8 protein-coding genes and 1 pseudogene are annotated in these 11,762 nt (G+C 68.7%); 1 reads left to right on the forward strand and 8 read right to left on the reverse strand.

The features are described 5' to 3' along the window. Positions 1-45: 45 nt before the first annotated feature. The 5 genes from ACIRHA_RS42820 to ACIRHA_RS42840 form a co-directional block, all read right to left on the reverse strand. Positions 46-1,731 carry a beta-galactosidase gene (locus tag ACIRHA_RS42820; RefSeq protein WP_403857555.1) on the reverse strand — a complete coding sequence of 562 codons (1,686 nt, stop codon included), beginning with the start codon at positions 1,729-1,731 and terminating at the stop codon, positions 46-48. Between the two features lie 52 nt (positions 1,732-1,783). After that, positions 1,784-2,671 (reverse strand): recombinase family protein, encoded by an 888-nt coding sequence (locus tag ACIRHA_RS42825; protein WP_403857558.1) that lies wholly within the window; start codon positions 2,669-2,671, stop codon positions 1,784-1,786. Between the two features lie 510 nt (positions 2,672-3,181). Next, complete coding sequence (locus ACIRHA_RS42830) at positions 3,182-4,219, reverse strand: hypothetical protein (protein WP_403857561.1); 1,038 nt, start codon at positions 4,217-4,219, stop codon at positions 3,182-3,184. A 303-nt stretch (positions 4,220-4,522) separates the two neighbouring features. Beyond that, a complete protein-coding gene (locus ACIRHA_RS42835) occupies positions 4,523-5,341 on the reverse strand; it encodes an SDR family oxidoreductase (RefSeq protein ID WP_403857563.1) in 819 nt (272 codons plus the stop codon). A gap of 113 nt (positions 5,342-5,454) precedes the next feature. Beyond that, complete coding sequence (locus tag ACIRHA_RS42840; protein ID WP_403857566.1) at positions 5,455-6,273, reverse strand: SDR family NAD(P)-dependent oxidoreductase; 819 nt, start codon at positions 6,271-6,273, stop codon at positions 5,455-5,457. A 93-nt stretch (positions 6,274-6,366) separates the two neighbouring features. Here ACIRHA_RS42840 and ACIRHA_RS42845 point away from each other — a divergent pair, with 93 nt between their 5' ends. Beyond that, on the forward strand, positions 6,367-6,987 hold the full coding sequence (locus ACIRHA_RS42845; protein ID WP_403857569.1) for a TetR/AcrR family transcriptional regulator: 621 nt from the start codon (positions 6,367-6,369) through the stop codon (positions 6,985-6,987). A gap of 73 nt (positions 6,988-7,060) precedes the next feature. Here ACIRHA_RS42845 and ACIRHA_RS42850 read toward each other — a convergent pair whose 3' ends face one another. The 3 genes and pseudogenes from ACIRHA_RS42850 to ACIRHA_RS42860 form a co-directional block, all read right to left on the reverse strand. Then, the gene (locus ACIRHA_RS42850) at positions 7,061-10,201 is read right to left on the reverse strand and encodes a Tn3 family transposase (protein ID WP_403857573.1); all 3,141 of its coding nucleotides are present in this window, start codon (positions 10,199-10,201) and stop codon (positions 7,061-7,063) included. Between the two features lie 109 nt (positions 10,202-10,310). Continuing rightward, positions 10,311-11,496 (reverse strand): annotated as a pseudogene (locus ACIRHA_RS42855) (IS256 family transposase). A gap of 64 nt (positions 11,497-11,560) precedes the next feature. Beyond that, positions 11,561-11,762 (reverse strand): hypothetical protein (locus ACIRHA_RS42860; RefSeq protein WP_403857576.1); only part of this gene is annotated, 202 nt, incomplete at its 5' end.

Here is an 11,762-nt window from a genome sequence, read left to right on the forward strand (position 1 = left end):
CGAGCAACACCAACAGACGTCGGCCCGCGTGTCCCGGCGTCGACGTCAGCTCGCCGTATAGTCGACCGCCCCGTCGATCTCGACGCGGACGTGCTTGGCGTTCTCCCGCACCACCGCCGCACTCAGCGGGGGCACCAGCAAAGACTCCGTCGACAGGTCGGTGTTCCGGGTCAACTCCCTTTCCCCGCCAGTGATGCGTAGGGGCGACGTGCTGTGGTTCAGGACGAACAGGTAGGTGTGTTCGCGGCCGCGGCGGCGTACCGCCTCCACGTCGTCCGGAAGGTCCACGACCGTGGGCGTCACCCCTGCCCGTTCGCAGACGCCGTCGAGCAGGCGGCGCAACGCGTCCTCAGACAGGTGGCTCGAGACGTACCAGGCCTGCCCGTCACCGACCGGGTGGCGGGTCACGGCCGGGCGGCCGTCCAGGACGCCGCCCTGGTAGCGCACCATCGCCTCGGCGCCGTGCAGTTCGATGTACTCGCTCCAGCGAGTGGCGAGTGTTCCGTCGTCCAGGTGGACGTGTTCGTCCTCGCCGAGCGGGCACAGTTCGGTCGTGCGGATGCCGAGCACCTCGCGCAGGGCGCCGGGGTAGCCGCCCCGGACGACGTGCAGGTGCTCGTCGGTCATGCCGGTGAAGTAGCCGATGACGAGCGTGCCGCCCGACTCGGTGAACTGCCGCCAACGTCCCGCCAGTTCGGCGGCAACCGGCATCATCGACGGGACGAGCAGGACGCGGTATCGGGACAGGTCGGCGTCGGCCGGGACGAAGTCGGCCGGGATGCCGGACTTCCAGAGCGCGGCGTGGGTGCGGCGCACCGCCTCGGGGAAGCTGAGCCGGGTCGACGGCAGCCCGTCGTTCTCCAGGGCCCACCATCCGTCGGCCTCCCACAGGATCGCGACGTCGGCCTCGACGACGGGTCCCTCGGCGGGCGGCTCGGCGACCTCGGCCAGGCGGCGCAGCGTGTCTCCGAGCCGTACGACGCTCTCGAACCGCTCGGTGTCCGGGCCGGCGTGCGGCACCATGCCGCCGTGCCACGTCTCCGAACCACCGGTGGAGGCGCGCCACTGGAAGAACGGCGCGCCCTGCGAGCCGCGGGCGAGGTACGACAGCGTGTTGCGCAGCACCCGGTCCGGCCACTTGGCGGCGTGCCGGTCGCGCAGCGCGATCTGGGTGGTGCCCTGTTCCATCAGCAGCCACGGCTTGCCGCCCGCCCAGGAACGGGCCAGGTCTCCGGCATACGCGACGTGGGTCTCGCCCGGGGCGCCGGTGGTGTCGAGGTAGTGGTCGATGGAGACGGTGTCGAGGTGCGGGCGCCAGGACCAGTGGTCGAGGTGGTTCCAGTCCGGCAGCATGAAGTTGGTGGTGACCCCCGCAGTCGAGCCGGCCGCCCGGATCTCGGCGACCTGTTCGGCGTAGGCGTCGCGGAACTCGTCGGCGCTGAACCGGCGGAAGTCCATGGCGTGCGTCGGGTTGTGCATGTACTGGGTCTGGCGGGGCGGGAGGATCTCGGCCCAGTCGCCGTAGCGCTGGGACCAAAAGGCGGTGCTCCAGCGGGTGTTGAGCTCCTGCAAGGTTCCGTAGCGCTCGCGCAGCCAGCGACGGAAGGCGGCCGCGGCGTGGTCGGAGTGGTCGAGGCTGCCGTACTCGTTGTGCACGTGCCAGCCGCGCAGCGCGGGGTGCGCGCCGTAGCGTTCGGCGAGCTTGCGGGCGATGCCGGGTATGAGGAACATTAGTACAGCGGTTGGCGCTGAGATTGATCTTGATGGTTACTTGCCCTGAGTCTCATGCTCCCGCCGCCGGGGCGGCCTGTTCGTCGTGCTCCCGCAGCATCCGCATGACGGTGGCGGGCGAGGGGTGCTGGCCCTTCTTCACGCCCGTGGTGATGACGAGCCGCTTGGCGATGTCGCGCAGGCTCATTTCCTGGTCGCGCAGGTGGAGGGCCATGGACAGCATGGACTCGTCGGTGACGCTGGCCCCGCCGATGGTCTTGCCGCGCTTGCGGGCGGACTCGTGGCCTTCGAGGGTGCGGTCGCGGATGTACTCGCGCTCCATGCCGGACATTGCGGCGAGCACCGTGAACACGATCCCGGAGGGATCGTGCGAGCCCTTCAGTTCTCCGGTGAGGAACTCCAGGCCGACGTCGCTGGCCTTCAGTTCCTCGGCGAGCATGGCGAGTTCGATGCCGCGGCCGAGGCGCTTGTGCTCGTGCACGACGAGGGTGACGGCGACGCCGGAGGAGTGGATCTCCCCGGCGAGCTTCACGGCGGCCTCCAGCTCCGGTCGTTTGGTGGCGCGGGTGGAGATCTTCTCCGAGAAGACGCGGGTGACCCCCGCCTCGGTGAGGGAGTCGAGTTGTGCGTCGAGGGACTGCCGGGCGGTCGAGGCGCGGGCGTAGCCGAGGCGGACGTGTCCGACCGGTTCGGTGCCGGCGCGCACGGGTCGGGGCAGTTCGGTCCACGCCGAGCCCGGCTTGCGTATGGCTGGGGTCGGCACGCTCAGCGCCTTGGCGAGTTGGGGTACGAGGCGGAAACGTGCGGTGTGGTAGTGGATGGCCACCTTGTTCTTCCCGGTCTGGCACGGGGAGCCCGCGGGGGCGGCGCAGGTGGACATCGGGCAGGGTTGCGATTCCACGCGCTTGAAGTCGTCGCTCACAAGCTCGGACTGTTTCATGAGGGCGTTTCAGACGTCCAGTCGTTTGCAACAACTCATGAAACGCGATCGCCGCAGTTGGACCGCCGGGCGGCCGGGCGTTTCATGAGCGGTCACCTATGCAACATCCCGTTCCGGGTGGGAAAGGCGATCAACCAGTCCGCGGGGCACCGGCGCGGCATGGCTGCCTGACTTCTGGCCGCTGCGGCGGCGCGGCGCAGACGCGCCCTGCCCTTGAGGGACAGAGCGCGGAGCGCGGGCGGACGTCGTGCGCGCCGGCGTCAAGGCACTCGTCGCCGACTGTCTGGCCCAGGGGCAGCAAAGCCCCGACCGGAGGCCCGCAAGCGCATGGTCGACCTGGCGTGCGCGGCCCTGCGCGCCCAGCGGTAGCGATGTCTGCCGGCCGCGCCCAGGATCGGGCGGGGCCGTTATCGCATGGTGCGGCAGGGCGTCCGGGGCGTCGAAGGCGTACCTGTTCTCGCTGCTTGACCGCATCGTTGGCTGCCTGATCGGCACGGCGAGTGGTCGTGGCTACGCGTTCGCCTGCTTGCCGTCGGCCCGGCGGGAAGCGGGGCTGTGGGTGAGGATGCGGCGGAGTTCGGCGGTCTGCTTGTCGACGGCCTGCGGGCCGTTGCCGGTGAGCAGCCGCACGGTCGGCTCGTAGGCGGTTTGCGGGGCGGACATGTTGAGGGAGGACGCGACGGTGAAGCCGGCTTCCTTGATGGCCACGTCGACGAAGTAGGGGAGTCGGGTCTTCTTGCCCGGGACGTGCGGGTAGAGAAAACTCAGCGCGAACAGCTCGCCCATCTTGGGGACGGTCGAGATGGGGGCGGCGAGGAACGGGTTGTCCTTCACGGAGTAGGCGGCGCCCTTCGCGTCGATGCGCTGCCGGGTGGAGGTCACCGCGATGGGCGCGTGGCAGATCAACGAGATGGTGACGCCGTTCTCCCGGGCTACGTGGAGGGTTTCGCCGAGCCACGGATTGTCGCGGAAGTCGACCATGGGGGCATGACCGCCGGGGGTGTGGATGAAGTCGAAGTCGGCGAAGGTGAACGCGTCGGCCGCGTCGCGGTGGCGCTGGACGAGGTCCTGCAGCGAGTGGAAGGTGCCTTCGGGCAGCTTGTCGAGGCGGCGGATCAGTTCGGGGCGGTACTCGGCGAGCTCCGGTTCGCTGTTGGGCAGGAGGTCGGAGACCGGGATCCGGCCGATGTGCCGCTCAAGCAGCCCAACTTCCTGCTCGCGGCGGGCGACCAGCTCGGGGTAGCGCTCCCGGAAGCCGTTGACGGTGAACGAGCGGCGGCGCTGCTGCATGCGCAGGGGGATCGTCCTGGCGCCGATCTTTTCGATGTAGTGCATGGACAGGGCCATGCCGTTGATATCGAGTTGCGGGGCGTTGCCGTCGGGCGTGGCGAAGGTGAACTCGTAGTCGTCCTCGAACTCCTTGAGCACTTGAGCCACCTCCACCAGGAAGAACCCGGTCGAGATCGACTTGACCTCGGCCGGCGCTGCCAGCGGCAGCCGGTGGCCGGACGAGATGATGATCAGTGCGCGACGCTTGGTGGTGGGCATTACGGGGCTCCCTTCAGTGGGCCTCGATGGCGTGGGCTGGGTGGGCCCGGTCGGCCCACGCCTGGTTGTGTTGCTGTTTGTTGTGCGGGACGAGTTGCTCGGACTACCGGCCGAGAGGCATCCGCAACGGGGTCGGCATGGTGCTTGCGGAAGCAGGGGATGTCGCATCCCGCTGGGGAAGGGCCTGCTGCCTGCGGGGGTGAGGGAGCCTGGGCGGGTGTGCCGCCCGGGCTCGCTCAGGTGTCGGCGGTGCGGTGACACTCCGTGGTGTGGGCGTGTCATGGCCCGCGGGCCGGGCGCTGCCTAGTTGCCTTCCGCGGCCTTGGACACGTGCGCCCACTCGGCCCAGGTGTCCAGGCGCTGCTGGTACACCGCGGGTATCCACTGGGTGGGCTGCTCGCCGAAGAACACGCGCAGCGGCGGCTCCTCGGCGTCGACGAGCGTGAGGATCGCGGACTTGAAGCCGATCGGCTCCGGGAGTACGACCTGCGCCCGCTGCGCGGCCATGTTCTCGTGCAGAGCCGCGTACGCGGGATGCGCGTCGGCGACGATGGCGGATGCACCGGACCAGTCGGTGGCGAAGCCGCCGGGTTCGACCAGGGTGACCTTGATGCCGAAGCCGGCGACTTCCTGGGCGAGTGCGTCCGTCATCCCTTCCAACGCCCACTTCGACGCGTGGTAGGCACCGAGGGTCGGGTACGCGATGATGCCGCCGATGGTCGAGATCTGGATGATGTGGCCCGCGCGCTGCTCGCGGAGGATCGGGAGGACCGCCTGCGTGACATGGAAGACACCGAACAGGTTCGTCTCGATCTGGTCGCGCAGCTGCTGCTCGGTGATCTCCTCGACCGTTCCGAAGAGCCCGTAGCCCGCGTTGTTGATGACGACGTCGATCCGCCCGAACTTCTTGTGCGCGGACTTCACCGCGGCGAACACCTGGTCGCGGTGGGTGACGTCGAGCTCGACCGGGAGGACGGCGTCGCCGTACTGCTCGACCAGGTCACGCAGAGTGTCCGTGTTGCGGGCGGTCGCTGCGACCTTGTCGCCACGCTCGAGGGCGCCGAGGGCGAACTCGCGGCCGAAGCCTTTCGATGCGCCGGTGATGAACCAAACTTTGCTCATGATGTAGACCTTCTCTTCGTGTGGTGGGTGTGCCGCCCGGGCTCGCTCAGGTGTCGGCGGTGCGGTGACACGCCGTGGTGTGGGCGTGTCATGGCCCGCGGGCCGGGCGCTGCCTAGTTGCCTTCCGCGGCCTTGGACACGTGCGCCCACTCGGCCCAGGTGTCCAGGCGCTGCTGGTACACCGCGGGTATCCACTGGGTGGGCTGCTCGCCGAAGAACACGCGCAGCGGCGGCTCCTCGGCGTCGACGATCTTCAGGATCGCGGCGCCGACCCCCTCGGGGCCGGGTGCCTGGGCGGAGGCGCCCATCTCGGTCAGCGACGCGTACAGGGGGCCGTAGGTGTCCTGGCCGTGCGCGGTGGAGACCGCCGAGCTCGCGAAGTCGGTGGCAAAGGCGCCGGGCTCGATCAGCGTGACCTTGATGCCGAAGGGCGCAACCTCCTGGGAGAGGGCCTCGCTCATCCCTTCCAGCGCCCACTTGGAGGCGCTGTAGCCGCCGGTGCCGCCGAAGGTGGCCACCCCCATGGCCGAGGAGATCTGGACGATGTGGCCGCTGCCCTGCGCACGCAGGACGGGCAGTACCGCCTGGGTGACGTGGAAGACGCCGAAGACATTGGTCTCCAGCTGGTCGCGCAGCTCCTGCTCGCCGAGGTCCTCCACGGCGCCGATCAGGGAATAGCCGGCGTTGTTGACCACCACGTCCAGTCGGCCGAACCGCTCTGTGGCCGCCGCGACCGCCTCGAACACCTGGGGGCGGTCGGTGACGTCCAGTTGCAGCGGCAGCACCGCGTCACCGAACCGCTCGGCCAGGTCGGCCAGCGCCTTGGTGTTGCGGGCGGTGGCCGCGACCTTGTCGCCGCGCTGCAGGGCGGCCTCGGCGAACTGGCGGCCGAAGCCGCGCGAGGAACCCGTGATGAACCAGACCTTGCTCATGGAAACACTCCTACTCGAAACAACGTCTTACACGAAGACTGTAACTCTGCTTGAGACTCAGTCTCAAATTGAGATTTCGTGTATTCTTCGGGCATGAGTGACTCCGCCGCTACTCCCACCCGCTCCACGGCCAAGCCCGGGCTGCGCGAGCGCCAGCGCGCCACGATCCGGGCGGAAGTGACAGACGTGGCCCTCAGGCTCTTCGCCGAGCAGGGATTCGACCGGACGACCGTCGACCAGATCGCCGCCGAGGCCGGACTGTCGCGCGCCAGCCTGTTCCGCCATTTCGGCACGAAAGAAGACATCGTTCTGGCCGACCTGGACGAGATCGGCCGCCAGGTCACCGACGCGCTCGCCGCCCGGCCCGACGAGGAGCGGCCCTGGGAGGCACTGCGTCGGGTGTTCGACGTGATGACGCGGATGCTCGAGGCGGAACCCGAGCGGATGCTCAGCTATCTGCGGATGCTCCAGGAGACGCCGTCACTGCGCGCCCGGCACTTCGAGAAGCAGATGCACTGGCAGGAGATAATGGCCCCAGAGATCGCACGGCGACTGGGGGCCAGTCCCGGCCAGCTGGATGATCCCCGGCCGGCGGCCCTCGTCGCGGCCGCCCTCGCCTGCGCCGACGCGGCTTCGGCGGCGTGGGTGGCCTGCGAGGGAGCAGTTCCACTGACCGTGCTGCTCGACCGCGCCATGGGCGCATTCACCGACTAGCCGTTCTGCCCGCGCGCGTACCCACTCCGCCGTTCGCCGCCGTGCCGGGCGCCCATGCCGCCCGGCACCCGGCTCACTCCTCCGTACCGTCGTCGTCCTCGTCGAGACCGACCGCGTCGGGGTCACGCAGGGGCCGCAGGCCGCCTGCCGGGGTGGACGGGGTGAAGCTGTAGCGGCCGAGCACGTTGAGGTTCTTGTGCTTGAGCGGGGACAGCCGGGCGATGTCCTCGTCGCGGATCTCGTGGCCCTCGGCACGCAGCTGGGCGACCGCGGCGTCGATGTACTTCGTCGTCCACAGCACGACAGCGTTCAGCACCAGCCCCAGCGAGCCGAGTTGGTCCTCCATCCCGTCTCGGTACGCCTGGTGGATAGTGCCCCGCTTGCCGTGGCAGATGTCCCGGGCGAGGGTGTGGCGGGACTCCTGGACGCTGAGCTGCTTGCCCATCTGCCGTCGGTAGGTGTCATCGACCGGGTCGACGACCTGGAGCAGGTGCAGGGTCTTGGCAATGCGCCCGTACTCGGCGAACGCCTGCCCCAGAGGCGTCGGTCGTCCATGGTTGCCGAACATCCGCAGCAGGTCGTAGGCCCGCACCTGGTTGGTGACCAGGGAGCCGGCCACCTTCAGCATGTCCTCCCACTGGGTGGTCACCTTCTTCAGGTTCACCTTGTGCGTGCGGGCCAGGTCCGTCAGCGGCCCGTAGCCGCCGGTCTCGATCCCATCCATCTCTGCCCGCCAGAACCTCTGGTCGTCCAGGTCCTTGAACCGCGGGGAGAAGTTGTAGCCCAGGATCTTGAACAGGCCGAACACCATGTCGCTGTAGGAGGCGTTGTCGGTGGCGACCATCTCCGGCTTCACCCCGCCGTCCAGGTTCAGCAGGGCGTCCAGGATGTGCAGGGAGTCGCGGGGCGTGCCCGGGACGACCATCTGCCCGATGCCGAAGACCTGGTCGTTGACGGCGTTCAGCCAGGTGATGCCGCGCTTGAAGCCGAAGTACTTCGGATTCGGGGCGGTGCTGATGGAGCGGACCGGGACGACGAAGCGCAGTCCGTCGACGGAGGCGAGCAGCCCGTTGCCCCAGTGCGCCACGATCGGCACCTTCGCCTGGGCCTCGATCAGGGCGGCGTTGGCCGCGGCGATGGTGTCGGCCCGCAGGTAGTACTGGTCGACGTGGACCAGCCGGTAGCGGGTCAGCGCCTCGTGGCCGGGGTTGGTCACCGGGGTCATGCCGATGTTGCACGCCTCGCTCACCAGGAGCGCGACGACCGAGGTGGTGAGGTCCTTCATGCGGGTCTTGCCGTCGCCCAGGTGCACGAAGGCGTCCAGGAACCCGGTCCAGGAGTGCACCTCGAACAGCAGGTCCGGAAGGTCGATCTTCGGGAGCATCTTCTCCACCCGGCGCCGCAGCCAGGCCAGCGACTTGGGCACCCCGAGCGCCCCGAGCTTGTCGACGTTCAGCTTCGCGCGGCCGCCGCCCTCGGGTATCTCGATGCTGACCTTCGCATCCACGCCGGCCTCTTCGAGGCGTTCGGCCATCTGCTTCCACGCCGCGTCCAGCACCCGCACCAGCTGCGCCAGATGCTCCTCGACGGGTGCCTCCAGGCTCAGGCCCGCCAGCACGTCCTCGCGGACCGCCAGCCACGGCTTGCCGTCCAGCAGGCGGGCACGCGGGTTGCAGAAGCGGTGCGAGGGCGAAGCGAAGACGGCGCGGCTGACCAGCGCCCGGTACAGCTGCTCCAGCACGCACACCACATACGCGTCGCGGTCCACCGCGCCCAGCGGCAGGTCCTTGTTCGCGTATACCGCCTTGCGCCAGTACGGCGGCACCACCTTGTCGTCGACCTCCCGCTTCAGCAGCGGCTTCTTCGTCACCTGACGTCTGCTGAGTGCGGGCAGGCCCTTGACCGCGGCCAGGACCCGCTCCCCGGTCGGGGCCGCGCCGAGCATCTTGGTGCCGCCGAGCAGCGACAGGAACGGGCGCACCGTGTTGTAGCGGTTGGCCAGCGCCTCGCGGATCGCGATCTCCGCCGAGTCGTCGTCCTCCGGGACCAGGCTCGCCACGGTGGCGGCCGCGCTCCACAGCTGGGCCCGCGGCGCGACCTCCTCCAGGGCCTTCCACATCGCGGCCGCGTCCACCGCCTTACCGCTCTCCTCGATGTGCTCCAGCTCCTCCATGAACACCTTCGAGATACGGGCCGTGATGCGGGACGCCTTCTCCAGCTGCGGCAACGTGGAGAGGCGGTCCTTGTTCGTGAGCCGTTTCGCGGTGCTGAGCAGCTTGGTCGACATCAGCACCGTGAACAGCTCCAGCGCGTCGTCAATCGCCTTGGCCTCCAGGTGGCGCATCACCGCGGTCAACATCGCGGTGCGCTTAGGCTCAGAGGCCCGCTCCAGACTCGTCGCCTTCGACCCCAGGCCGTACCGGGCCAGCGCGGCGAGCCGGTTCGGCGGGAGCTTGTCCAGCTTCACCCGCCCCAGCCGGTACACGGCGATCTCGTCCACCCGCTCCAGCGCCCGCTTCATCGCCGTACCGGTGGTCTTCGTCGGCGGCCGGCGGAAGGTCTCCAAGTACGAGTACCGCCTGCCCTCCGGCGTCTCCAGCAGTGCCACCAGGTCGGCGGGCAGCGACCGGTCCGCCCGCCAGGCCGCCCTGGCGACCGTGGTGTGCAGGCGCTTGTCCGCGATCTCGCGGACCTCCGACACCTGCCGCGCCAGCACCGACACCCCGGGCAGCAGCACCCGGTGCTTCCGTAGCCAGCCCACCGCATAGTCGAACAGCGCCTTCGGCCCCTCCGAATGCGCGGTCCACGCCCGCCCGTGCAGGAACGTCCGGAACTTCCGCCCCCACTCCGGGTCGTCGTACTCGTGGTATTCGTACGCGTCCCGGATCTCCCACGCGTGCTCGTACGCGGTCTTCGGTCGCTCGGTGTACCGCTTCACGTCCGAGACGTCCTCGATGCCGAGCTGCTCGGCCAAGTGCTCCACCACCGGCCACGGCACGCCCAGCGGATCGTCCGGCAGGAACCTGCCGATGTAGCGCACCGTGCACATCTGCAGCGCGAAGCCCAATTGGTGGTACCGCGTACGCCGCAGCGCGATCAGGTCGCGGTCCCCGTCGTCCAGGAAGAAGAAGCGCTCCAACTCCGGGCGCGTCGGCTTCTCGACGAACTTTCCGTACGCCTCGGCTTGGTCATCCGTCAGAAATTCCACCGGCATGCGGCGGAGCCAACCACCCGCCGCTACAGACCGTGGATCTTTGGCCGAAGGGCTCCAGGAAGCAGACCACTCGTGCTAGAAGTTCACCGCTCACTGCTCAAGATCGTTCTCAGCGCCAACCGCTGTACCGATGTTCCCCGAGGCCGCTTTCGGGGCGTTCGCGGTAGAGCTCGTCCATGCTGCTTTCGGGGAGGTAGCGGCGGGGGAAGGCGATCCATTCGTCGTGCATCTCGAAGAGCACGGCAGTGACCAGCCGCAAGAGTGCTTCGTCGTTGGGGAAGACCTGGACGACGTCGGTGCGGCGCTTGATCTCTCGGTTGATCCGTTCCAGCGGGTTCGTCGACTGGATCTTCTTCCCGTGCCGGGGCGGGAAGTCCGCGAACGCGGTCAGGTCCTCCTTCGCGTCCAGAAGTATGGCTTTGACCTTGGGGAACTGGCTGCCGAGCATGTCGGCGACGGTGTCGAGCCGGGTGCGCACGAGGTCGGCGGTGGGCTGGGTGAAGATGGTGCGGATCGTTGCGGCGACCATCTCGCCGGAGTTCTTCTCGATCACGCCGAAGACGTTGCGCAGAAAGTGGACCCGGCAACGCTGCCAGGCGGCACCGAGCATGACCTTGCGGACCGCGGCGACCAGGCCGGAGTGCTGGTCGGTGACGACCAGGCGGACCCCGGACAGGCCGCGCTCACGCAGGGAGCGGAGGAACTCCTTCCAGAACGCCTCGCTCTCGCTGTCGCCGATCATCAGGCCCAGCACTTCGCGGTTGCCGTCTTCGGTGATGCCGGTGGCCACCACGACGGCCCGCGAGACGGTAGGGCGCGTCCAGGTAGACGTAGGGGAAGCGGACATGGTCCAGCGGGCGGGTGCGGAACGCGGTCAGCGGTTCGTCCAGCGCCACGCAGATCCGCGAGACCTCCGACTTCGAGATGCCGCTGTCCCCGCCGAGGGCTTTGACCGGGTCATCCACGCTGCGGGTGGAGACGCCGTGTACGTATGACTCCATGATGACGGCGTAGAGGGCCTGGTCGATGCGTCGTCGGCGCTCCAGCAGCGAGGGGAAGAAGCTGCCGGTGCGGACCTTGGGGATCTCCAGGTCGAGATTCCCGGCCAGCGTGGTCAGCACCTTCTCGCGGTGCCCGTTGCGGATGTTGGTCCGCGTGGGCGTGTGCTCGTTCCACTCCGCGCCGATGTGGGCACTCGCTTCGGCCTCGACCAGCTCCTGCACCATCCGCTCGGAGATGGCGCGGATCAGCTCGATTCCGTCGGTCGAGCGTAGTGACTCAAGGAGCCGTATCAGTTCGGACTGGGGACAGGGCCATCGTGCACTCCTCGTGGTTGAACTGGCTGTTCACCAAGGAGAGTTACGCGGTGGCCCACCCTCTGTTCAGGGAGTGACACTCACCCGTGGAAGTGCGCCCCGGGCAGACGCCCGCGCACTCCCGGCCGCTGATCCTCAACACCACGACGAGGACACCGTTGGCGAATTCGAGGGCGGTCACCAAATGACCTTGTGGCGGCGGGATGATGGCCGGAGCGGCGTGGGGGCGCGAGCGTGAGGTGATC

The sequence above is a fragment of the Streptomyces sp. NPDC102360 genome (genome assembly GCF_044766085.1).
In the GTDB taxonomy this organism is placed as follows: domain Bacteria; phylum Actinomycetota; class Actinomycetes; order Streptomycetales; family Streptomycetaceae; genus Streptomyces.